The 21,524-nt window shown below is 69.2% G+C and carries 20 protein-coding genes and 1 riboswitch; of the genes, 10 read left to right on the plus strand and 10 right to left on the minus strand.

The window, feature by feature from the left end:
* Positions 1–238 precede the first annotated feature (238 nt).
* On the plus strand, positions 239–1,054 hold the full coding sequence (gene otsB / locus ACVNF4_RS08110) for a trehalose-phosphatase (RefSeq protein WP_461802007.1): 816 nt from the start codon (positions 239–241) through the stop codon (positions 1,052–1,054).
* Here the strand turns inward: otsB and ACVNF4_RS08115 are convergent.
* Together ACVNF4_RS08115 and ACVNF4_RS08120 are read right to left on the minus strand one after the other, a co-directional pair.
* Positions 1,035–2,408, minus strand: coding sequence for an alpha,alpha-trehalose-phosphate synthase (UDP-forming) (locus ACVNF4_RS08115; protein ID WP_461802008.1), 1,374 nt, complete (start codon positions 2,406–2,408; stop codon positions 1,035–1,037). The two genes, otsB and ACVNF4_RS08115, sit on opposite strands and share 20 nt — an antisense overlap.
* A 147-nt stretch (positions 2,409–2,555) precedes the next feature.
* Positions 2,556–3,500: a glucosyl-3-phosphoglycerate synthase gene (locus ACVNF4_RS08120; RefSeq protein WP_461802009.1), complete on the minus strand. Its 945-nt coding sequence runs from the start codon at positions 3,498–3,500 to the stop codon at positions 2,556–2,558.
* Positions 3,501–3,665: 165 nt separating this feature from the next.
* Positions 3,666–3,813, plus strand: a riboswitch (SAM riboswitch).
* Positions 3,814–3,830: 17 nt separating this feature from the next.
* On the opposite strand from ACVNF4_RS08120, the gene thrC reads away from it, so the two are divergent.
* From thrC to groL, 4 genes are all read left to right on the plus strand, one after another.
* Entirely contained in the window at positions 3,831–5,126 is a 1,296-nt protein-coding gene (gene thrC, locus ACVNF4_RS08125; protein WP_461802010.1) for a threonine synthase, read from the plus strand.
* On the plus strand, positions 5,123–5,398 hold the full coding sequence (locus ACVNF4_RS08130) for a MoaD/ThiS family protein (protein WP_461802011.1): 276 nt from the start codon (positions 5,123–5,125) through the stop codon (positions 5,396–5,398). Before thrC ends, ACVNF4_RS08130 begins: the two co-directional genes overlap by 4 nt.
* Positions 5,399–5,864: 466 nt before the next feature.
* The gene (locus tag ACVNF4_RS08135) at positions 5,865–6,068 is read left to right on the plus strand and encodes a cold-shock protein (RefSeq protein WP_004986573.1); all 204 of its coding nucleotides are present in this window, start codon (positions 5,865–5,867) and stop codon (positions 6,066–6,068) included.
* A 589-nt stretch (positions 6,069–6,657) separates the two neighbouring features.
* Positions 6,658–8,280: a chaperonin GroEL gene (groL, locus tag ACVNF4_RS08140; RefSeq protein WP_461802012.1), complete on the plus strand. Its 1,623-nt coding sequence runs from the start codon at positions 6,658–6,660 to the stop codon at positions 8,278–8,280.
* A 71-nt stretch (positions 8,281–8,351) separates the two neighbouring features.
* On the opposite strand, the gene ACVNF4_RS08145 is transcribed toward groL, so the two are convergent.
* Positions 8,352–9,029: a Uma2 family endonuclease gene (locus ACVNF4_RS08145; RefSeq protein WP_461802013.1), complete on the minus strand. Its 678-nt coding sequence runs from the start codon at positions 9,027–9,029 to the stop codon at positions 8,352–8,354.
* Positions 9,026–9,826 carry a hypothetical protein gene (locus ACVNF4_RS08150; protein ID WP_461802014.1) on the minus strand — a complete coding sequence of 267 codons (801 nt, stop codon included), beginning with the start codon at positions 9,824–9,826 and terminating at the stop codon, positions 9,026–9,028. The genes ACVNF4_RS08145 and ACVNF4_RS08150 overlap by 4 nt, the downstream gene beginning before the upstream one ends.
* Positions 9,827–10,127: 301 nt before the next feature.
* Here ACVNF4_RS08150 and ACVNF4_RS08155 point away from each other — a divergent pair, with 301 nt between their 5' ends.
* Positions 10,128–10,766 (plus strand): hypothetical protein, encoded by a 639-nt coding sequence (locus ACVNF4_RS08155; RefSeq protein WP_461802015.1) that lies wholly within the window; start codon positions 10,128–10,130, stop codon positions 10,764–10,766.
* 14 nt (positions 10,767–10,780) lie between these two features.
* On the opposite strand, the gene ACVNF4_RS08160 is transcribed toward ACVNF4_RS08155, so the two are convergent.
* The 3 genes from ACVNF4_RS08160 to ACVNF4_RS08170 all read right to left on the minus strand — a co-directional run bounded on the left by ACVNF4_RS08160 (position 10,781) and on the right by ACVNF4_RS08170 (position 12,207).
* A complete protein-coding gene (locus ACVNF4_RS08160; protein ID WP_461802016.1) occupies positions 10,781–11,035 on the minus strand; it encodes a hypothetical protein in 255 nt (84 codons plus the stop codon).
* Between the two features lie 85 nt (positions 11,036–11,120).
* Complete coding sequence (locus ACVNF4_RS08165; RefSeq protein WP_461802017.1) at positions 11,121–11,384, minus strand: DUF397 domain-containing protein; 264 nt, start codon at positions 11,382–11,384, stop codon at positions 11,121–11,123.
* The gene (locus ACVNF4_RS08170; protein WP_461802018.1) at positions 11,368–12,207 is read right to left on the minus strand and encodes a helix-turn-helix domain-containing protein; all 840 of its coding nucleotides are present in this window, start codon (positions 12,205–12,207) and stop codon (positions 11,368–11,370) included. Before ACVNF4_RS08170 ends, ACVNF4_RS08165 begins: the two co-directional genes overlap by 17 nt.
* A gap of 271 nt (positions 12,208–12,478) precedes the next feature.
* Between ACVNF4_RS08170 and ACVNF4_RS08175 the strand changes: the two genes are divergently transcribed.
* Positions 12,479–13,594 (plus strand): NADH:flavin oxidoreductase, encoded by a 1,116-nt coding sequence (locus ACVNF4_RS08175; RefSeq protein WP_461802019.1) that lies wholly within the window; start codon positions 12,479–12,481, stop codon positions 13,592–13,594.
* A gap of 194 nt (positions 13,595–13,788) precedes the next feature.
* Complete coding sequence (locus tag ACVNF4_RS08180) at positions 13,789–15,318, plus strand: carboxylesterase/lipase family protein (RefSeq protein WP_461802020.1); 1,530 nt, start codon at positions 13,789–13,791, stop codon at positions 15,316–15,318.
* A gap of 511 nt (positions 15,319–15,829) precedes the next feature.
* Here ACVNF4_RS08180 and cpt read toward each other — a convergent pair.
* Positions 15,830–16,393 (minus strand): chloramphenicol phosphotransferase CPT, encoded by a 564-nt coding sequence (cpt, locus tag ACVNF4_RS08185; RefSeq protein WP_461802021.1) that lies wholly within the window; start codon positions 16,391–16,393, stop codon positions 15,830–15,832.
* A gap of 111 nt (positions 16,394–16,504) precedes the next feature.
* Here cpt and ACVNF4_RS08190 point away from each other — a divergent pair, with 111 nt between their 5' ends.
* On the plus strand, positions 16,505–17,083 hold the full coding sequence (locus tag ACVNF4_RS08190; RefSeq protein WP_461802022.1) for a hypothetical protein: 579 nt from the start codon (positions 16,505–16,507) through the stop codon (positions 17,081–17,083).
* Positions 17,084–17,117: 34 nt separating this feature from the next.
* Here ACVNF4_RS08190 and ACVNF4_RS08195 read toward each other — a convergent pair whose 3' ends face one another.
* On the minus strand, positions 17,118–17,810 hold the full coding sequence (locus ACVNF4_RS08195) for a DUF4232 domain-containing protein (RefSeq protein ID WP_461802023.1): 693 nt from the start codon (positions 17,808–17,810) through the stop codon (positions 17,118–17,120).
* 54 nt (positions 17,811–17,864) lie between these two features.
* Positions 17,865–18,764 (minus strand): PIG-L deacetylase family protein, encoded by a 900-nt coding sequence (locus tag ACVNF4_RS08200; protein WP_461802024.1) that lies wholly within the window; start codon positions 18,762–18,764, stop codon positions 17,865–17,867.
* Positions 18,765–19,007: 243 nt separating this feature from the next.
* Here ACVNF4_RS08200 and ACVNF4_RS08205 point away from each other — a divergent pair, with 243 nt between their 5' ends.
* A complete protein-coding gene (locus tag ACVNF4_RS08205) occupies positions 19,008–21,515 on the plus strand; it encodes a helix-turn-helix domain-containing protein (RefSeq protein ID WP_461802025.1) in 2,508 nt (835 codons plus the stop codon).
* The last annotated feature ends 9 nt before the right edge of the window (positions 21,516–21,524 follow it).

The following is a 21,524-nucleotide window of genomic DNA, read 5'->3' on the forward strand; positions in this document are numbered from 1 at the left end:
GCAGTCGAAGTTGTGCAGGCGCTGCGTGGACGTGACTGCCGACGATGGCGGCCAGCCCCGTTTTTTCAGGGGCGCGGGGAACTGCGCGATCAGCCACGGACGGCCCGCAGCCGAAGTCGTGCAGGCGCTGCGTGGACGTGCTTGCTGACGACGGTGGCCGGCTGCGTCTTTCTCAGGGGCGCGGGGAACTGCGCGAACACCCCCCACCGCCCCGCACCCGACCCCGTACGCTCGACCCATGGCTACCCACTCCACCCCCCACGGCCAGCTAGCCCTGAACGCGATCCGAACCCACCCCACCCGAGCCCTCCTCGCGTTCGACTTCGACGGAACGCTCGCCCCGATCGTGGAGGACCCCGAGAAGTCACGCCCGTATCCAGGGACGGTGGAGGCGCTGGCGGCACTCGCGGCGAAGGGTGCGAAGGTGGCCGTCATCACCGGGCGCCCCGCTGAAGTGGCCGTCAGGTACGGGGGGTTCGGCGATGTCGAGGGCATGATCGTGCTCGGGCATTACGGGGCCGAGCGTTGGGATCAGCGCACCGGAGAGGTCGTCGCCCCCCCACCACCCCCCACCCTGGACGACGTCCGACGCGAACTCCCCGCCCTCCTGGGCGACACGGACGCCTGGGTGGAGGAGAAGGGCAGGGCCGTCGCCGTGCACACGCGGCGCGCGAGGGACCCGCAGGGCCTCTGGGAAGCGCTGCGGAGCCCTGTGACGGAACTGGCCACCCGCCACGCCCTGATCGTGGAACCGGGACGACTGGTCCTGGAGATCCGCCCGCCGGGGATGGACAAGGGCGCGGCCCTGACGGCTCTCGTGGAGGAGACGAACGCCGGCGCCGTGCTCTACGCGGGCGACGACCTCGGCGACCTCCCCGCGTTCACGGCGGTGGAGACCCTCCGCGAGGCCAACACCCCCGGCATCCTCATTTGCAGCGCCAGCAAGGAGGTCACCGCCCTCACGGACCGGGCGGACCTCACGGTGGACGGCCCCGCAGGCGTCGTCCGGCTGCTGGAGCAACTCGCGGAGGACCTCAGCGAGTCAACGAGTTGAGCTGATCGAGGAACCACTGGGTCGGCGGCAAGGCGGTCGCGGCGGACGCGAGCCGTTTCGTCCGCTCGGCCCGCTCCTCACGCGGCATGGAGAGCGCCGAGTGGAGAGCGTCGGCGGTCTCCAGGATGTCGTACGGATTGACGGTGATCGCGTCGTCGCGAAGCTCCCAGTAAGCCCCCGCCTCCCGCGAAAGGACCAGAGCGCACCCGTCGTCGGAAACGACCGGCACCTCCTTCGCGACGAGGTTCATCCCGTCCCGGATCGGGTTGACGAGGGCGACATCGGCGAGCCGGTACGCCGCGAGGGAACGGGCGAAGTCGTCCTTGAGGTGGAGGAGTACGGGGGTCCAAGTGGCCGTCCCGTACACGGAGTTGATCTCGTCGGCGACGCGCTGGACCTCGTCCATGTAGTCCCGGTACACCTTGAGGTCCTGCCGGGAGGGATACGCGAAGGCGACGTGGACGACACGGTCGCGCCACTCGGGACGGGTGTCGAGGAGATGGCGGTAGGCCAGCAGTCCTCGGACGATGTTCTTGGACAGCTCGGTCCGGTCGACCCGTACGACCGTGAGCCGCCCCTCCCCGATCTCCTCGCGGAGGGACGCGATCCGGTCCCGTACGTCAGGCTGATGGGCCCGCTCACGGAGGAAGTCGGCGTCGGCCCCTAGGGGATGCACCCCGATACCCGTAGTACCCGTCCCGTTCGGACAGCACTCGGCGAAGGCGTCGGCCCACCGCCGCGTGAGGAACCCGAGCCGGTCGGCGGACAGCAGGCTGCTGAGCAGCTGATGCCGGATGTCCTCGGGGAGCAGCGCGAAGTAGTCCGGCGGCGCCCAGGGCGTGTGGGAGAAGTGCCCGATGCGCAGATCGGGCCGCAGGGACCGCAGCATCCCGGGGACGAGGCACAGGTGATAGTCCTGCACCAGCACGGCCGCCCCCTCGGCGGCCCCCTCCGCGAGGGCCCGCGCGAACGCCCGGTTGTACTCCTCGTACGAGGCCCACTGCCGCCGGAACTCCGCGTCGAACACGGGCTCCAGCGGCGTCTGGTAGAGCATGTGGTGGACGAACCACAGCACGGAGTTGGCGATCCCGTTGTACGCGTCGGCGTGCACGTCGGCCGGGATGTCGAGCATCCGCGTCCCGGCCTCGCCCACCCCGCGCCGCACGGCCTCCCGGTCCCCGTCGGACAACGCGCTGCACACCCACAGCGCCCCGGCGTCCGGGTCGATCGCGGAGAGCCCGGAGACCACTCCGCCACCCCCGCGCTTGGCGTGCAACGAGCCGTCGTCGCCGACGGAGTACGAGACCGGCCCTCGGTTGGAGGCGACCAGCACACGTGCGGAACCGAACGTCATACGCCTGAACTTAGCCAGCCGCCGCGTGGCTCAAACGCGAGGAACGTATACATGGCATGGGACACCGGGGTATGCCATACCTCCGGCGCCGTACCCGTACCCCTCACGTAGTAGTCCCCGTAGTACCCGGGAGCCCCTCACAGCCCCTCACGCCACTTTCCGCCGCGCGTACTCCGCCACCTCCACCATCGGCGGCCTCTCCTCCGTGTCCACGGAGTACGTCCGCGCCTCGAACCCGCCCTCCCCCCGCTCGAACTGAGTCAGCGCCGGACGGATCAAGTGCCCCCGCGCCAGCCGAAGTTGAGCGGTCCGGTAGATCGCCGCCGACATCCGCCCCAGCGCCTGCCCGTCCTGATGCCGATGCTTGCGCACCCCGATGTCGACCTGAGCGAGCGCATCCAGCCCGACGAGGTGCAGGGCATCGACCAGCATCCCCAGCTCCACCCCGTACCCGACGGGGAACGGGAGTTGCTCCAGAAGGCTCCGCCGCGCCGCGTACTCCCCGCCCAACGGCTGCACGAACCCGGCGAGTTGGGGCCAGTGCATGTTCAACAGGGGCCGCGCCATCAGCTCGGTGACCCGCCCGCCCTGCCCGGCGGCGCCCGCGAGGGGACGGTCGTACATCCCCTTCACCAGATCCACCCCCGGCTCGGTCAGCAGCGGGCCGACGATCCCGGAGACGAAGTCGGAGGAGAAGTCGCGCAGATCGGCGTCGATGAAGCAGACGACGTCGCCGGTGGTGGCGAGCAGGGACCGCCACAGGACCTCGCCCTTGCCGGGGACGGCGGGGATCCGGGGGAGGATCTCGTCGCGGTGGACGACCCGCGCGCCGGCGGACGCGGCGACCTCGGCGGTGCGGTCGGTGGACCCGGAGTCGACGACGACCAGCTCGTCGACGAGAGGCACCTGGAGCATCAGGTCATGGCGGATGACGGCGACGATGTCCCCGACGGTCGCCTCCTCGTTCAGCGCCGGCAGGACCACGGAGACGGTCTGACCCGACGCCCGTTTCGCCGCCATGATCCGATGCAAGGGGCGATCGGTCACCGACCAGGAGCGGGTGGCCAGCCAGCGCTCGACTTCTTCCAGCACAGTCCGCGGCTCCTCACTGTCACGGTCACGCTGCCCAGCGTGATCCATCTCGCGCTTCGGACGACTATCTCAACTGTCGTGGCATTCGGTTACAGTCTTGAACAACGCTGGTGACCATCGCATGTCGAGGCTCACCGGCCGACCACCGCATGCATAACTTCATACCGCTCATCCAGAGGGGCAGAGGGATACGGCCCGATGAAGCCCCGGCAACCCTCCAGCCGGTCTCGTGCGTGATCACGCCGCGAGGCTCCCGGCTAGGGAAGGTGCCAAATCCGTCTCACGGCGAGGTGCGTCGTGAGGAAGATGAGGAGAAAGGGCCTCGCCTCCATGGCTGTGCAGACCATCGCCACGAACGCCGACGACACCGGCACGACCGTCGATCTGGGTCCCGCCGAAGCGCTGAGCTGCCGCGAGTGCGGCCACCGCGTCCCCCTCGGCCCCTCCTTCGCCTGCGAGGAGTGTTTCGGTCCCTTGGAGATCGCGTACGACTTCACCTCGTACGACACCGAGGAACTGCGCGCCCGCATCGAGTCCGGCCCCGCGAACATCTGGCGCTACGCCCCCCTCCTCCCCGTCCCGGCGAACGTCGCCGAGAAGCCGAACATCAACCCCGGCTGGACGAAACTCGTCCAGGCGGACAACCTCGCGGCGGCCCTCGGCGTCTCCCCGGGCAAGCTGTTCGTGAAGGACGACTCCGGCAACCCCACCCACTCCTTCAAGGACCGCGTCGTCGCCCAGGCGCTCGAAGCGGCGCGCGCGTTCGGGTTCACCACCCTGTCCTGCTCCTCGACGGGGAACCTGGCCGGTGCGGTCGGTGCCGCCGCCGCCCGCGCGGGCCTGCGCTCCTGCGTGTTCATCCCGCACGACCTTGAACAGGGCAAGATCGTCATGGCCGCCGTCTACGGCGGTGAGCTGGTCGGCATCGAGGGCAACTACGACGACGTCAACCGCTTCTGCTCCGAGCTGATCGGCGACTCCGCGGGGGAGGGCTGGGGCTTCGTCAACGTCAACCTGCGGCCGTACTACGCCGAGGGTTCCAAAACGCTGGCGTACGAGATCTGCGAGCAGCTCGGCTGGGAACTCCCCGACCAGCTCGTCGTCCCGATCGCCTCCGGATCGCAGCTGACGAAGATCGACAAGGGGCTCCAGGAGCTGATCAAGCTGGGGCTCGTCGCCGACAAGCCGTACAAGATCTTCGGGGCGCAGGCCGAGGGGTGCAGCCCGGTGTCCGTCGCGTACAAGGCGGGGCACGACGTGGTGCGGCCGCAGAAGCCGGACACCATCGCGAAGTCCCTGGCCATCGGGAACCCGGCGGACGGGCCGTACGTGCTGGACATCGCGCGGCGCACCGGGGGTGCCGTGGAGGACGTCACCGACGAGCAGATCGTCGACGCGATCAAGCTGCTCGCCCGGACCGAGGGGATCTTCGCGGAGACGGCGGGCGGGGTGACGGTCGGGGTGACGCGCAAGCTGATCGAGGACGGCGTGCTGGACCCGTCCCTCACGACGGTCGTGCTGAACACCGGTGACGGCCTCAAGACCCTCGACGCGGTGGCCGGCACCGGCCTCACCGCGACCATCCGCCCGACCCTGGACTCCTTCCGAGAGGCTGGCCTCGCATGAGCGTCACTGTTCGTATCCCGACCATCCTGCGCACCTACACGGGCGGGCAGGCCGAGGTGAGCGCCGAGGGCGGGACCCTGGGTGAGGTCATCGCGGACCTGGAGAAGAACCACACGGGGATCTCCGCGCGGGTCCTGGACGACCAGGGGAAGCTGCGGCGGTTCGTCAACGTGTACGTCAATGACGACGACGTCCGCTTCGAGCAGGGGCTGGAGACGGCGACCCCTGACGGCGCCGGCGTCTCGATCATCCCGGCGGTTGCCGGAGGCTGATCCTTCGGGGTTGACCTAATGTCATTACCGGCGGGTAGTAACCGTCAGTAATGCCCATTACGCATTGTTCATCGAATTGCCCCCTCTGCTTCGAAGCGGAGGGGGCAATTCTGTGTGGTTGAACGAGGTAGGGTTGGGGAACGCGCTTCCGTTTGACCTGCCGGTAGCCCTTGATTTCTGCCTTACACCCGACAAGAAGTAGCCAAACTGCGCGCCTCTTGCACGGCATTTGCGGCATATGTCTGGCCCGACTTGCCCTGAACTCTCCTGAATTCTCACCACATTCCGGATCGTGTCCGTCCGGAATTCTCGTCCGATTGACCTGTTGCAGAGGGCAGTTGGGCAGATACATTCGGCCGCGGTCGACGCGTTCCGGCGCACGCCCCCAAATCGGCTGGGGGGTGAGGTCTGACCCGGGTCCGCGAAGTGCGGATCTGTGCAAGGGCCAGTAATAGGGGAGTTAGGCATGGCTCAGGGCACCGTCAAGTGGTTCAACGCGGAGAAGGGGTACGGCTTCATCGCGGTCGACGGTGGTGCGGACGTCTTCGTCCACTACAGCGCCATTCAGATGGACGGCTACCGCACCCTCGAAGAGGGCCAGCGAGTCGAGTTCGAGATCTCGCAGGGCCAGAAAGGCCCGCAGGCCGACATGGTTCGCGTCACCGCCTGAACATTTCAACCAGAGGACCCGCATCTGTCCAGGGTGCGGGTCTTTTGTGTGCGGGGGGCTCCGCCGGGTGGGCGCGATAGGTGACGACGGTGCTGTGGTCGAGGTCTTTCAGGGGTGCGGGGCTGTGTCTGATGTACGGCTCTGCCACGTGGGCGCGACGGGCGACGACGGCGCCGCAGTCGAAGTCTTTCAGGGCCGCAGGGCTGCGTTGATGTGCGGCTCCGCCGCGCGGGCGCGAGCAGCCGCGACGGCGTCGCACTCTGAGTCTTTTAGGGGCGCGGGGAACTGCGCGACCAGCCCTCCACGACCCGCAGCCGCCCACCGGCGAACCCCTCCTTCCCCCTCCTCTCCACCCCCGAAACCTCCGCCTTCCCATCCCGCAGCCACCCTTACGGCCTTGCACTCGCAGGGGCAGAGTGCTAATCATTGGCGTTAGCACTCTCCCCGTGAGAGTGACAACGAAGGACCGAGTCGGTGAGGTTCACGGCGAGGGTGGGGCAAGGGACCACCAGACCGCGGGACCGTCCGTCGCGGGCGCGGGCGCGGTCCACTGCGGTACTCACCCCCAGTCCTGGAGGGACCACTTCACATGGCCAAGATCATCGCGTTCGACGAGGAGGCGCGGCGCGGCCTTGAGCGCGGTATGAACCAGCTCGCCGACGCCGTCAAGGTCACCCTCGGCCCCAAGGGCCGCAACGTCGTCCTTGAGAAGAAGTGGGGCGCCCCCACGATCACCAACGATGGTGTCTCCATCGCCAAGGAGATCGAGCTGGAGGACCCGTACGAGAAGATCGGCGCCGAGCTGGTCAAGGAAGTCGCGAAGAAGACGGACGACGTCGCCGGTGACGGCACGACGACCGCGACGGTCCTGGCCCAGGCCCTGGTCCGCGAGGGCCTCCGCAACGTCGCCGCCGGCGCCAACCCCATGGCCCTGAAGCGCGGCATCGAGAAGGCCGTCGAGGCCGTCTCCGGCGCGCTCCTGGAGCAGGCGAAGGACGTCGAGACCAAGGAGCAGATCGCCTCCACGGCCTCCATCTCCGCCGCTGACACCCAGATCGGCGAGCTCATCGCCGAGGCGATGGACAAGGTCGGCAAGGAAGGCGTCATCACGGTCGAGGAGTCCCAGACCTTCGGTCTGGAGCTGGAGCTCACCGAGGGCATGCGCTTCGACAAGGGCTACATCTCGGCGTACTTCGCGACCGACATGGAGCGTATGGAGGCGTCCCTGGACGACCCGTACATCCTGATCGCGAACTCCAAGATCGGCTCCGTCAAGGACCTCCTCCCGCTCCTGGAGAAGGTCATGCAGTCCGGCAAGCCGCTGCTGATCATCGCCGAGGACGTCGAGGGCGAGGCCCTGTCGACCCTGGTCGTCAACAAGATCCGCGGCACGTTCAAGTCCGTCGCCGTCAAGGCCCCCGGCTTCGGCGACCGCCGCAAGGCGATGCTGAACGACATCGCGATCCTCACCGGCGGCGAGGTGATCTCCGAGGAGGTCGGCCTCAAGCTGGAGAACACCACGCTTGACCTGCTGGGCAAGGCCCGCAAGGTCGTCATCACCAAGGACGAGACGACGATCGTCGACGGCGCCGGCTCCTCGGAGCAGGTCGCGGGCCGGGTCAACCAGATCCGCGCCGAGATCGAGAACTCCGACTCGGACTACGACCGCGAGAAGCTCCAGGAGCGCCTGGCGAAGCTCGCGGGCGGCGTGGCCGTCATCAAGGCCGGTGCCGCGACCGAGGTCGAGCTCAAGGAGCGCAAGCACCGCATCGAGGACGCCGTCCGCAACGCGAAGGCGGCCGTCGAGGAGGGCATCGTCGCCGGTGGTGGCGTGGCCCTGCTCCAGGCTTCCGCGGTCTTCGAGAAGCTTGAGCTGACGGGTGACGAGGCGACCGGCGCGAACGCCGTGCGGCTCGCCCTGGAGGCCCCGCTCAAGCAGATCGCCGTCAACGGTGGCCTTGAGGGCGGCGTCATCGTCGAGAAGGTCCGCAACCTTCCCGTCGGCCACGGCCTCAACGCCGCGACCGGTGAGTACGTCGACATGATCGCCGAAGGCATCATCGACCCCGCCAAGGTCACGCGCTCCGCGCTCCAGAACGCGGCCTCCATCGCCGCGCTCTTCCTCACCACCGAGGCCGTCATCGCCGACAAGCCGGAGAAGGCCGCCGCGCCCGCCGGTGGCGGTATGCCGGGCGGTGACATGGACTTCTGATCCTCGACGAGGGTCGGCAGTACATAACTTGAGGGCGGTATCCCTGGCAACGGGGGTACCGCCTTCGGGCGTTAAAGCATGTAGTCGGCGGGGAGGGGAGGAAGCGTCACAAACCCTGTCCCGAAGGCGGAAGGAAGCCGGACGGCACCGTCCCAAGGGCAGCAACGGACCTGCTGATAGCGCCCGTTGACGGGTTCGCTGTGAACGATGGACGTGGCGCTGTTCCGATCGACGAGGAGATAGACGGGAATCCCGGCCTCCGCGTACCCGAAAGGCTTCTGGAGCCGCGCGCGTGGGTTCGTACGGCGGTCGCGGGAGGTGATCTCCAGAACCATCGCGACCCCGTCGGGACCGACCCAGTCACCCTGCCCGGCGAAGTGACCGGACGGCGCGAGGACCCCGTCGGGGACGTAACGCCCTTTGCCGTCGGCCTCTGTTCGGACACCGACCCCGGGGTAGAGCCCATGGTCCGGGAACAGTAGAAGGAACTGGCGGAGCAACCACATGCGGATGCAGGAGTGCGTGCCGTCCCCGAACGCCCTTGCCTCCAGCTCCCCTTCGGCGTACTCCAGTCGGACGGTCTCAGGCACCCGGCGTGCCAGCTCCTCGAACTCCTCGACACCGAGCGGGTCTTGAGTACGGACCCGACCGTCGACGAGTTCGAGCCGGACGTGTCGCGGAGCTGCTGCGGCCAACTCGTCGAAGTCCTCGCGGGGTACGAACGGACGTTCCTCCGGCCCGGAGTTCATACCGGCGCCCGCCTCGACGCCATCGCCCGGCGAATCGCGTCCGCGCGGGCATGAATCTCAGGGGCGCACGTGGACGGCGACGGCCGTGCTTCCCTGCCCCCACACCCCCTGCACACACCCCCAGGCAACGCCTCCGCACTCCCCGGCACCCCGCACTCGGAACACTCCAGCATCCGCCGAGGAGCCACAGGCACAGCCACAGCCACCGGCGGCAACTTGTCCACAAGCCGCCGTCGCAGCAGAGCCGCAGGCGAGTGGACGACGGAAGGCAACCCGGCGGTAAGGGCGGCACGGACGGCGTCGTCACCCACCCCCCGAGCGAACCACTCCTCGACCAGCGGAGCGAGCCGCTCGCACTCGGCGCCGGACAGGGACAGGGCGGCATGTGTACGCCCGAGCGCGGCCAGCAGAATCACCGCCCGGGACCGAGTGGGCCCCGCAGACTCCTCCGGCGGCACATCCCCCCGAATGAACGCCCCCCACCACACATCGTCCCGAGCGGTCCGCGTGAACCACGTCCGAGTGACCCACACCTCACCCCCCGACTCGGCGGCCACTTTCTCCCGCCCCCGCCTCAAGTGCCCAGCTTCTTGAAGCCGGTTGAGGGACGTCGACAGCGCGCACTGCCCGTACGGCAACGCCTTGGCCAGCGTCTTTACGGAGATGTCGGCGCCGTCGGGGAGCCGGTCGATGTACGCGGCGATGGCGGCGTCGCGGGGGCGGAGCTGGTTGAAGTCACGCTCGCTGCGGGCGCGTTGGCCGGGAGCGGTGCGTTTGCCGTATCCGGGGTTGGCCATGGGATGCGAAGACGGCGAAGGCACACTAAAGTTGGCGTCAGCCACTGAGGTCCTAACTTTCGTGAAGGTTTGGGCGGATCTCGGAGGTCAGACCCCCGCAGGCGTTGCTACCGCCTAGCGGGGGTTATTCGTTCCGAGTGAAGTTTGCGTTGCGAGCACGGTAGAGCCAAGTGACGGTCCGTCGCAACCTGATCGCCCGAAGTCAACTGGCAGGGTGGGAGGGTGGGTTGAGACCCCCCACCCATTCACTGCAAAGAACGCTCGGGTCGCGAAACTTGAGACTCGGGACCGGGAGAGACCCATGATCACACCGTGGGAAGTAGCCGTGGCACAGGCCGAGATGACGGCCCATCTGACCCTGTACACCCAGGCACCGATCGCGGAAGACCTGCACGTCCGAGGAGTCCTCCCCGCACCCGCCGAGGCGCCGGCCGTACGGATCGCCCTCGGCGCCAAGGAGACGACCGTCGGCGACCTCCTCGCGATCTACGAACTCCCGCTCCTCCGCGAGGACGAGACCCTGAGCCCCTGGGACGCGGTCGGCCGCGTACGACACGAGGTGCGGTTCCACTCCAACGGGAAGGTGGACGAGGTTCTGGGCACCCCACTGATCCAACTCCCCACCCCAGTCCCCCCGACGGAACAACTGGAGGACCGCGCCCACACGTTGCTGACAACCCTGAGCTGCCCGCACCCGAGCTTCGAGGACCGGGAGAGCGCGGAGACCCTGCTGATCGGCTTCCTCTACCTACGCGACGAGCGAATGCGCCTGTACGTGCGCCGTCAGACCGCCCCCGAGATCATCGCCTGCGACGTACGCATCGCGGAAGCGGGCCCGGCGGTGACCGCGGAGGTGTTCTCGTGCTCCGGGGACTGGGAGTTGTGGGAGGACCCGGGGGACGACCCCCACTGCACGGCGGTCCTGGACCTGACGCACTGAGGGGGAGCCACCCCTCACCCCCAGGGAACCCCTTCGGTGATCCCGAACAGCACGGTGAACAACACCAACGCCCCCACCGGAACGACCACAAAGGAGTCGGGCCGCTCACGCCGAACCGCACTCCAGGCGAGCGCGACGAGTGGCCCGAGCAGCGAGGCGGCCATCAGGGTCCAGCCCGCGCCCTGGTGACCGACGAGGTTGAACGCGATGAACGCGGCTGCGAAGAAGCAGAAGGGCGAGGCCCACAGGTGCTTGAGAGGGGTGGACATTTCGGAGGCAGACCGTTCGGAGAAGAGTTGGGAGGCGGTTGGCACGGAGGTGCTGTGGCATCAACCGCCCTGTGCTGGCGGCGACTTACCCTCGCTTGAGGTCTTGGACGAAGGCGGCCCAGGCGGAGGTGGGGAAGAGGAGGTTGGGGCCGTGGGGGTTCTTGGAGTCGCGGACGGGGGTCAAGTCGGGGTGTCCGTCGGAGACTTCGAGGCAGTCGCTGCCATCGCCCGCGCTGTATGTCGACTTGCGCCAGTGTGTGACTTCGAGGCAGTCGCCGCCATTGCCCGAACTGTAGCTGGACTTGTACCGGGTGGTGCCGTTCAGGTCGTACTCAGTGCTGTTCCTCATGCGCGTAATCCTCTGCCACCGACTCGATTAGCGCCAGCGACTCCGTGATGGGGAGAGCCGCAGCCTGGAGGAGGTTGAACGTCAGGGCCCGTTGGACGATCGTGGCCGGGTCGTCCTCCAGTTTTCCCATTTCAAGGCCCTCGGTATAACACAGTGGCGGGGCGTCCTCGAAGTCCATGAGCTTCAGGGAACCGCCCATTCCGGCATGAGCTCCGGCACTGAACGGGAGCACCTGTACGATCACGCGCCGCCGTCGGATCATCTCCGCGACATGACGAAGCGCCGCCGCCATGACAGCCGGGCCGCCGACCGGCCGACGAATCGCGGCCTCGTCCAGAACGACCCACAGCGCCGGGGTTGTTGGATTGTCGAGGAGCCGGGTGCGCTCCATCCGGTCCGCCACGAGTTTCTCGATCTCGGCATCGGTGGCCATCGGCCGGTACGTCCGGAACAGCGCCTCCGCGTACTCCGGAGTCTGCAACAACCCCGGGATGAGCAAGGGGAGATAGTGCCTGATCGCGATTGCGATGGCCTCGGCTTCGAAAGCCTCGTCGAAGTGTTCGGGATACTTCGACTTGGCCTGTGCCTGGGAGTGCCGAGTGAAGAAGCCTCTCGTGCCCAACTGATCATCCAGGTAGGGACCCAACGTCGAGGGAATCCGCCGAATCCCCGACTCCATGCTCGCGATGGCTGACCGGCTCACGAACAGACGGTCAGCCAACGACTGCTGGGTAAACCCCTTCCGCTCACGCGCAAGCTTCAACTCTTCACTCACCAGCGCCCGAGACGAATGAGCAGGGTCGAGATCCTTAGGTCGGGCCATAGCTTGACTCCCTTTCCCGTAGGCGGAGTTGTCCACACACCATCCACAGCCAGGCTAGAAGAGCCCCGACCACGCTGTGTGCTGAACGGAAATACTCAGCGTGGAGACCCCCCTCAAGTACTACGGGGTGTGCGGGATCACACCCGTAATACCCCCGCTCCGGAAATGGGCCGGACCAGGCCCCGGTTGTCCTACACGCGCAAGCCCATGCGTGTGCACATACCTGCCGGTACCCCCGACCCCGGTACCCCGTCCCACGAGGAGCCCGTACGTGACTGCCACCCCCACCCGTACATCCGAGGTACTGTCCCGCCCGGTCACCATCAACGGCCTGACCGTCCCCAACCGCATCGTCATGGCCCCGATGACCCGCATGCACTCCCCTGAGGGCATCCCGGGCGAGGACGTCGTCTCGTACTACGCGCGCCGCGCAGCCGCCGGGGTCGGCCTGATCGTCACCGAGGGGACGTACGTCGGCCACGACTCCGCGGGCGAGAGCGACCGCGTGCCCCGTTTCCACGGTGAGGAGCAGCTCGCCGGGTGGGCGAAGGTCGCGGACGCGGTGCACGCCGCGGGCGGCACGATCGTCCCCCAGCTCTGGCACATCGGCATGGTCCGCAAGCCCGGCCAGCCCCCGTACGCGGACGCCCCCGCCGTCGGCCCCTCCGGCATCCGCATGGACGGCACCGCCGACGGCCACACCATGACCCAGCGCGACCTGGACGACGTCATCGGCGCGTTCGCGCAGAGCGCGGCGGCGGCCGAGCGGACCGGGTTCGACGGCGTCGAACTGCACGGCGCGCACGGCTACCTCCTCGACCAGTTCCTGTGGGGAACCACCAACCGCCGCACCGACGCGTACGGCGGTGACGCGGTCGCCCGTACCAAGTTCGCCGCCGAGATCGTGGCCGCCGTCCGCGAAACCGTGTCCCCCGAGTTCCCGGTCATCTTCCGCTTCTCGCAGTGGAAAGCCGACAACTACGACGCGCGCCTCGCGGAGACCCCGGAGGAGCTGGAGGAGATCCTGACGCCGCTGGCCGCCGCCGGCGTCGACGCCTTCCACGCCTCCACCCGCCGCTACTGGGAGCCCGAGTTCGACGGCGCCGACCTCAACCTCGCCGGCTGGACCAAGAAGCTCACCGGCAAGCCCACCATCACCGTCGGCTCCGTCGGCCTCGACAGCGACTTCATCGGCGGCTTCGCCGGTCAGGGCTCCCAGGTCAAGTCCCTCGACAACCTCCTCGACCGCTTCGAACGCGACGAGTTCGACCTCGTCGCCGTCGGCCGCGCGCTCCTCCAGGACCCGGAGTGGGCGTCGAAGGTCCTCTCCGGCCACTTCGACGAGCTGAAGTCGTTCGAGGCGGCTTCTATGCAGACGCTGAGCTGAGTCGAACGGGTTTGGTTGAGGCGGGTGGGAGGCTCCAGAGCCCCCACCCGCAGCCGCCGCGCCTCACTTCCGTCACTCACATGAGTGAACTCCGGCCCGATCTCCGCTCGGTGGGCACCTTTGTTCGAGGGTGCCCGTTGGGCGGATCAGAGACGGGCAGCGAAAGACGCATCGGAAGACATGAGGAGCGAGTGATGACGACGGAAGAGCCAGCGGCGATCGTCAGTACGGCGTCGGGTCCGGTCCGGGGCAGAAGGGAGGACACGCTGACGGTGTTCCGCGGCATCCCCTTCGCCGCACCCCCGACCGGCGCCGCCCGTTTCCAGGCCCCCCAGCCCCCGACCCCCTGGACCGACACGCGGGACGCGTACGAGTTCGGCCCCCCACCCCCGCAGGAGGCCGGCCTCCAGGGCCGCAGCGAAGCCACGCCCACGGCCGACGACGACAACTGGCTGACGGCGAACGTCTGGACCCCCGACCTCACCCCCACCACCCCACGCCCGGTCATGGTCTGGATCTACGGCGGCGCCTACCGCATCGGCCACGCAGGCAGCCCCGGCTACGACGCCCAGCACCTCTCCCGCAACGGCGACGTCGTGGTCGTCACCTTCAACTACCGCGTAGGCATCGAAGGCTTCCTCCACATCGACGGCGCCCCCGCCAACCGGGGCCTCCTCGACCAGGTCGCCGCCCTGAAGTGGGTCCGCGACAACATCACAGCCTTCGGCGGCGACCCCGCGAACGTCACGGTGTTCGGCGAATCCGCCGGCGCCGGCTCGGTCGCCGCCCTCCTGGCCATGCCGTCCGCAAAGGGCCTCTTCCACCGAGCCATCGCCCAGAGCATCCCCGGCACATACTTCTCCGCCCCCCTCGCCCGGGACATCGCGGAGGCGATCGCATCGGAGGCAGGCGTCCGCCCGACCGCCTCCGACCTCGCGACGATCGCCCCCAGGAAACTCACGGAAGCCGGCGAGGCCCTCTCCGCCAAGATGCCGACACACACCCGCTGGGGCCAAGTCGCCCCCACCTCCACCCCCTACTCCCCGGTCGTGGACGGCGAGATCCTCCCCACCACCCCCTGGCAGGCGGTAGCAGCAGGCGAGGCCCGCGACATCGACCTCCTGATCGGCCACAACTCCCAGGAGTACCGCCTCTTCACCGTCATAGGAGGTCTCCTGGGCCGCATCACGGACGACCAGGCCACCACCGCCCTCCGCACATACGCCCCCGGCGGAGGCGAACCCGGCGAGCGTGCCTACCGCGAAGCCTTCCCCGAAGCCACCGCCCAGGACCTCTTCGAACGAGTCCAATCGGACTGGCTCTTCACAATGCCCTCCCTCCACCTAGCAGAGGCCCACCTCAAAGCAGGCGGCCAAGCCCACCTCTACGAACTCTCCTGGACACCCCCCGGCCTCGACGGCGCCCTACGCGGCTGCCACGGCCTGGACATCCCCCTCCTCTTCGCCACCTACCTCGCCGACCTGGCTGCCCTCCTCTTCCCCAACGCCGAAATCCCCACCGACGCCCTAACCCTCACCTCCCACTTCCAACACTCCTGGTCCACCTTCGCCCGAACCGGCACCCCAGGCTGGCCCCCCTACGACCTGGAACACCGCCTCACCCAAATCCTGGACACCCCCACCGAGGTCAAGCCCTACCCAGAGGAGACGGCGAGGCGCCTGTGGGAGAGCCACGAGTGGAAGCCGCTGCCACTTCTCGACTGACATAGCACGAAGCGCCCCGAAAGGGGCGCCCCCAGCCCGAGTGAGCCGTCAGCAGATCTAGGTGGTCGGCAGGTCTTTCAGTGGTGCGGGGCTATGCCTGATCTGCGGTTCCACCGCGTGGCCGCGACAGACCCCGACGAGCCCGCAGCCAACTCCCAGCCGCCACCACGTCTTTCAGGGGCGCGGGGCTGTGTCTGATCTGCGGCTCCGCCGCGTGGGCGCGAACAACCACGACGGACCCGCAGTCCATCTTCAACCGCCACCACGTCCTTTTAGAGGCGCGGGGCTGCGTCTGATCTGCGGCTCCGCCGCGTGGGCGCGAACAACCACAACGCACCCGCAGCCCATCCTCAACCGCCACCACGTCCTTTTAGGGGCGCGGGGAACTGCGCGAAATCCACGACGGACCCGCAGCCCGTCTCCAACGGTCACCACGTCTTTCAGGGGCGCGGGGCTGTGTCTGATCTGCGGCTCCGCCGCGTGGGCGCGAACAACCACAACGCACCCGCACTCACCCCACAACCTCACCCCCCACCCCCTCCACCACCCCCAAAATCACCCGCGCACACTCCACCGCCTCCATCACCCCCGAATCTACCTCCACGTCATACCGCACCCCCACATGCACCACCCCCGCCTGAGACTCAGCCATCCCCGGCACCCGATCCCCCCGAGCGACCTCCCGCCCAGCCGCGATCCGCGGATCACACCGAACCCCCACCCACAACACATCCAGCCCCCCGAACACCCCCTCCCACCGCCGCTGCCCCTCACCCCCACCGAGCAGCACATCATCGACGATCACCCGCCCCCCGGCCCGAGCGACCGCGGCAACCCCCTCCCGCCAAGCCGCGTCGGCAGCCTTGAACTGCTCCCCGACCTGCACACTCCCGTCCGCCCCGAACAAGATCCCGTCCTCGGAGTTCTGCAACCGCCGAGGCAACGCCTCGACGAACGAATCCACCCCGAACGCCATCCAGGCCCCGGGCAACAGCTCCTGAAGACACCGCACGATCCCGGACTTGCCGGAACTGGAACCACCGTTGAGAAAAATGATCTGAGGAGTCGAGTTCACGGCGTCACAGTAGAAGCACCCCCCACACCCCGGACACCGGATTTCCCCCCGGCACTCCGATCCCCCACCCCCTACCCTGGAACCACCGCACCCCCGGCCGGAAACCACACCATGAACCACGCCCAGCTCACAGCCCTGGGCCGAGCCCTCCGCCTAGTAGGCGAACACGGCGAGGCCCTCACCACGGACACCCCCGACAACAAGCTGCACGAGATGAAGGCGGACCTCCAGCGAGCCCTGGACCTCCTGGACGACAGCGTGGTCGGCGCGGCCCCGGTGACCCGCTGCGCGGAACACCCCCAGGGCCCGGTGGACACCTCGGCCCCAGACCTCTGCCTCCTCTGCGAAACCCGCCGCAGATCCGCCCGCAGGACGGAACTGAACGGCGGTCCCCTCCCACCCCCCCAACTCCCCTCGACCCCCAGCCGATACGGAGTCCGAGAGGACCGCCCGCAACCACAACAACGCTGGCTCCCGGAACTCTGGAACGGCCAGGAGTGGCAACTGTGCGGCACCCCCCGCAGAGACCGCCGAGAGGCCGAAGCCTTCCTTGCAGCCCTCCGCAGGGGCCCCCGCCCGGCCATGGCCTACCGCTTGGTCCACGAGTTCACGGACTACGAGGTACTACGGGTATGGGGCACCCCGGTGAAGGTCGACATCGAGCCCCTGAACAACAACCTCAACCTTTAGAGGGACAGCTCCCGGGGCCCGGCATCAACACCGCTCAGAAGTCGTCGGCCCCGTTCCGCAGCTCCGGCGTCCAGTACCCGGTCAGCGCCTTCGCCGGGTCGACGGCGATCCCGTCGCTGCCGGGCGCGGAGACGGTGATGACGGTGTCGTCGTTCTCCAGAGTGACGGAGAACGCGGAGACGGGCTCGTTCTCCTCGTCGACACCCCCGTCGGACAGCTTCACCGCGGCATAGGCCGGCGCACCGGCCGTCAGCACGACGGGGCTCGCCGGCTTGCTCTTGGCAACGGCCGGAACATCCTGCTTGTGGCTCTCCAGGAACTGGATGTGCGGGAAGCCCAGCAGCTTGCAGGAGTGCCGCGAGGTGTTCCGCGCGGTCAGGACGATGTGGGTGAAGGGCGGCCCGTCCTGCTTCGCGGCGGTGACGGCCAGGTCGCGCGAGGTGCAGGCCGGGGTGGACGCGGAGGACTGCTTGCCGGTGGAGCCGGACACCTTGGCCCCGCCCGCCGCCCCCTTCCCCGACGAGGACACCGACCCGGAGGACCCAGTGCCGGCGCCGTCCGTCTTCTGGACATCGGCGACGGGGGAGGCCGCGACCGTCGCGGCCACGGTCGCGGCGGCGTTCGGCTCGGACCGGGTCCCCGTGCCGCTCTGGCAGGCGGTGAGGGACAGAACGAGGGCGGTGCCCGCGGCGGCGACGAGTGCGGTGCGCTGACGTGCGGTGTTCATCGGAGACTTCCTTGTTGAGCGGTGAGTGGTGAAAAGTTCGGGGGTGCGGGCCCGTCAATTGCCCTTGCCGGGCCGGTAGTTGGACGGCAGCGTGTACACGAACTCGCGCGGATCGGCGTGCGCCGCCTCCATCAGCTCGGGAACGCTGTGGTAGCCGAGCGCGTACAGATTCCGGCCCGGATCCCAGGTGTTGTAGGCGTACATCGCGTTGCGCTTCGTCTTCATGTGCGCGCTCGGGATGTTCAACACGTACGACGCCCCGTCCGCGCGCCGGTCCTCGGGCCGCGAGTACGCGTAGACGTGGTTGAAGCGGACGTCCTTGAGCACGCCGTCGTTCATCAGCCGGTAGGCGACATCGCTGCCCGCCTTGTGCGTCTCGGTCCCCTCCAGCCACCCGGCGGTGAACTTGTGCGACGCGCCGGGGTACTGCTCGGCCAGCGCCCGCACCTTCGCCTCGACGCGGTCGACGAGCCGGTTGTAGTCGGCCACGGTCTCGAAACCGTCGTCCACGACCTTGAAGTTGATGACCTTGTCGACCCCCAGCGCCTTCGCGGAGGCCATGAACTCGGCGGTCCGTGCGGCGACGATCTTGCTGGTGCCGTCGGTCGGCCAGTTCAGGCCGTGCCGCCCGCCCGCCGCGCACGGGTGTGGGCTGGGCCAGGTGGTCAGCTCGCAGGGGTCGCCGTTCATCCGCACGGCGAGATCGGGGTTGCGGCCGTTGCTCACGAGGACGAGGTAGACGGGCCGGCCCGCCGCCTTGTGCTCCAGGATCGACCCGGCCAGCCCGATCGCGTCGTCGTCCTGGTGCGGGGCGTAGAAGATGGCGGGTTTGTCGGCGGCCGAGGCCGAGGGAGACCGGACCGCCTGGTACGCCACGGCGGCGGCGGTCAGCGCACCGGCTGCCAGAACGTTTCGCCTGGACATTCCGGTGACGTGGTCGCTGCTGCTGTTCATGTGGGGGGTCCTCTGTCCGGTGGTCGTACGGGTACTACGGGTCGTACGAGTAGGGGCCGTACGGGTACTACGGGTATGACGACGACGCCGGCCCGAGCCCCTCGAAGGGGTGCCCCGCGTCCGCCTTCAGTCGACCACCCGCGCGGACCGCGTCCCAGGCGGTTTCCCCGGCAGAAGTACCGTCCGTCATACTTCTGCCGTAGACCCGCGGTCGTACGGGTCGGATGAACGGGGAGCTTGACGGTGTGTGCCAGCGCGCCTGCCACCTGCGATTTCGGGCAGCGGTTGCGCAGTCTGAGGAGCGCTGCCGGACTGAGCCAGGAGGCGCTGGCCCACGCGGCCGGGGTGAGCGTCAGAGCGCTGGCGGACATGGAGCGCGGTCGTACCCGAGGACCACAGCGCCGTACCGTCCAGGCGCTGGCCGAGGCGCTGGGGCTGACCGAAGGCGCGGCGGCGGAGCTGGAGAAGGCCGCCGCGGAGGGCCGTCCCCGGCCGAGGGCCGACCTCGGGCCCGCCGCCCCCACCGCGCTGGCCCTGCCGCGTGACATCCAGGACTTCACCGCGCGCGGCCCGGCCCTCGCCCGGCTCCTCGACCTGGCGCGCGACGCCGGTCCGGACCGGCCGGCCGTCAGCGTGATCGCCGGACAGCCCGGTCTCGGCAAGACCGCGTTCGCGGTGCACGCCGCACACCTCCTCGCCCCGCACTTCCCGGACGGCCGGTTCGCCCTCGACCTGCACGGCATGGACCCCGAGCCGACGACCCCCCGCGACGCGCTGGCCCGGCTGCTCGGCGCGATGGGGGTCGCCGACGCCTCGATCCCGGCCAGCACCGACGACCGCGCCGGCCTGTGGCGGTCCCTGGCCGCCGAGCGCCGGATCCTCCTGCTCCTCGACAACGCTGTCGACGAGGCTCAGGTCAACCCCCTAATACCTGGGAGTGGTCCGTCCCTGGCCCTCGTCACCAGCCGCCAGACCCTCGCGGGGCTGGAGTCCGTGCACCGCACCGACCTCGCCCTGTTGCGCCGCGAGGAGGCCGTGGAACTGCTGACCCGGATCATCGGACCGGAACGCGTCGCGGCGGAGGCGCAGTCCGCGCGAGACCTCGCCGACCTGTGCGGGCACCTGCCACTGGCCGTCCGGATCGCCGGACAGCGGCTGCTGAGCCGCCCGCACGAACGCCTGGGCAAGCTCGTCGCCCGCCTCGCCGCCGAGGGCCGCCGACTGGACGGACTCCAGGCCGGCAGCCTACGCATCCGAGCCGCCTTCGCCCTTTCCTACCGCCAACTACCCCCGGATTCACGGAAGTTCCTCCGCCGCGCCGCGCTGGCCGCCGGAGCGGACTTCAGCCCCGAAACCGGCGCGCTGCTGTCCGGCCTCCCCTACGACGACGCCGTCGCCCGCGCCGAGGAACTGACCGACGCCGGTCTCCTCCAGAGCGACGCCACCGCCGAGCGCTACCGCTTCCACGACCTCCTCCGCCTCTACGCCGCCGAACAGGTCGACGCGGAGGACGGCCCCACCGCCCGCGACCTTGCCCTCGACCGCACGGAGCGGTGGATGCTCCGCCGGGCCACGGCTGCCGCGCTGTACTTCGACGTGGAGCATGAGGAGGGGCCGGGGGCCGGGGCCGGCGGTGCTGCGGGCGCGGAGGGCGTTGCGGGTGACGAGGGCGCGTCGTACCCGTACGACTTCGGAGGTACGGGGACTACGGGGGGTGCTCCGGGCGCGGAGGGTGCCTCGTACCCGTACGACCTCCGGGGTACGGACGACACCCCTACCTCGGACGATGCCCTCACCCCCGACCTCGACGAAGCCCCCGCCGACCAGGAGGAGGCGCGGGTCTGGCTGGAGGCCGAACGGGCGCAGTGGCTGGCCGCGCTGCGCCGGGCCCACGAGCACGGCCGCTACCGGCAGGTGCTGGACGCGGCGCGGGCGATGCACTGGTTCTCCGACCGCAACCAGCACTGGGAGCAGTGGGTGGAGGTGTTCCGCCGGTCCGCCGACTCCGCCCTCCGCCTCGGCAGTCGTCAGGAGGAGGCCGTCCACCTCAACTACCTCGCCTGGGCCTACAACCTGTGCGTCCACGACCCCAAGGCGGCCCTGGTCGCCGCCGACTCCGCGCTCACGGCGGCCCGCGACTGCGCGGACGGTCTCCAGGAGGGCTGGGCCCTCGGCTACGGCGCGGGCGCACTGCACCGGCTGGGCCGGATGGACGAGGCGTTCGCGCGGCTGCGCGAGGCGGCCCGGTGTCTCGCCGCACAGGAATCCCCGCAGGCCAGGCTGGCCGAGCTGACGATCCTCAACAGCCTGGGCACGCTGCTGCGCCTCACCGGCCGGGTCGAGGAGGCACTGGAGACCCACCGCCGCGGCGAGCGGATCTGCCGGGCCGGCGTTCCGGGCCGGACACAGGAGGTCATCGCCCTGTACCACGCGGTCTCCCGGCAGGGCATCGGCAACGACCTCGCGGCGCTGGAACGCTGGTCCGAGGCCGAGGAGCCGCTTCGGCTCGCCCTCGCCGCGTTCGAGTCGGCGCGCATGACGGCCTGGGCCGAACCGACCCGCCTCGACCTCGGCCACGTCCTCGCCGCCATGGGCCACCCCGACGCCCCCGAAGTCTTCCGCGCGGCCCGCGACGGCCTCGCCGACCTGAGAAGCCCCCGCCAGTCCGAGGCGGCGGAGGCACTCGCGGAGTTCGGGCGGGCGGGGGAGGGGGCGGTCGGGGTGGCTGGGGTGTCTGGGGGGCGGCAGTAGCGGTCGGGG

The sequence above is a fragment of the Streptomyces sp. S6 genome (genome assembly GCF_054880855.1).

Excerpts from the sequence above, each read along its gene's own strand:
- ACVNF4_RS08195 (WP_461802023.1), bottom strand. The coding sequence starts at position 17,810 with ATGAACACCGCACGTCAGCGCACCGCACTCGTCGCCGCCGCGGGCACC.
- ACVNF4_RS08180 (WP_461802020.1), top strand. The coding sequence starts at position 13,789 with ATGACGACGGAAGAGCCAGCGGCGATCGTCAGTACGGCGTCGGGTCCG.
- ACVNF4_RS08165 (WP_461802017.1), bottom strand. The coding sequence starts at position 11,384 with ATGAGGAACAGCACTGAGTACGACCTGAACGGCACCACCCGGTACAAG.
- ACVNF4_RS08130 (WP_461802011.1), top strand. The coding sequence starts at position 5,123 with ATGAGCGTCACTGTTCGTATCCCGACCATCCTGCGCACCTACACGGGC.
- ACVNF4_RS08160 (WP_461802016.1), bottom strand. The coding sequence starts at position 11,035 with ATGTCCACCCCTCTCAAGCACCTGTGGGCCTCGCCCTTCTGCTTCTTC.
- otsB (WP_461802007.1), top strand. The coding sequence starts at position 239 with ATGGCTACCCACTCCACCCCCCACGGCCAGCTAGCCCTGAACGCGATC.
- ACVNF4_RS08200 (WP_461802024.1), bottom strand. The coding sequence starts at position 18,764 with ATGAACAGCAGCAGCGACCACGTCACCGGAATGTCCAGGCGAAACGTT.
- groL (WP_461802012.1), top strand. The coding sequence starts at position 6,658 with ATGGCCAAGATCATCGCGTTCGACGAGGAGGCGCGGCGCGGCCTTGAG.
- thrC (WP_461802010.1), top strand. The coding sequence starts at position 3,831 with ATGGCTGTGCAGACCATCGCCACGAACGCCGACGACACCGGCACGACC.
- ACVNF4_RS08155 (WP_461802015.1), top strand. The coding sequence starts at position 10,128 with ATGATCACACCGTGGGAAGTAGCCGTGGCACAGGCCGAGATGACGGCC.
- ACVNF4_RS08135 (WP_004986573.1), top strand. The coding sequence starts at position 5,865 with ATGGCTCAGGGCACCGTCAAGTGGTTCAACGCGGAGAAGGGGTACGGC.
- ACVNF4_RS08145 (WP_461802013.1), bottom strand. The coding sequence starts at position 9,029 with ATGAACTCCGGGCCGGAGGAACGTCCGTTCGTACCCCGCGAGGACTTC.
- ACVNF4_RS08115 (WP_461802008.1), bottom strand. The coding sequence starts at position 2,408 with ATGACGTTCGGTTCCGCACGTGTGCTGGTCGCCTCCAACCGAGGGCCG.
- ACVNF4_RS08150 (WP_461802014.1), bottom strand. The coding sequence starts at position 9,826 with ATGGCCAACCCCGGATACGGCAAACGCACCGCTCCCGGCCAACGCGCC.
- ACVNF4_RS08170 (WP_461802018.1), bottom strand. The coding sequence starts at position 12,207 with ATGGCCCGACCTAAGGATCTCGACCCTGCTCATTCGTCTCGGGCGCTG.
- ACVNF4_RS08190 (WP_461802022.1), top strand. The coding sequence starts at position 16,505 with ATGAACCACGCCCAGCTCACAGCCCTGGGCCGAGCCCTCCGCCTAGTA.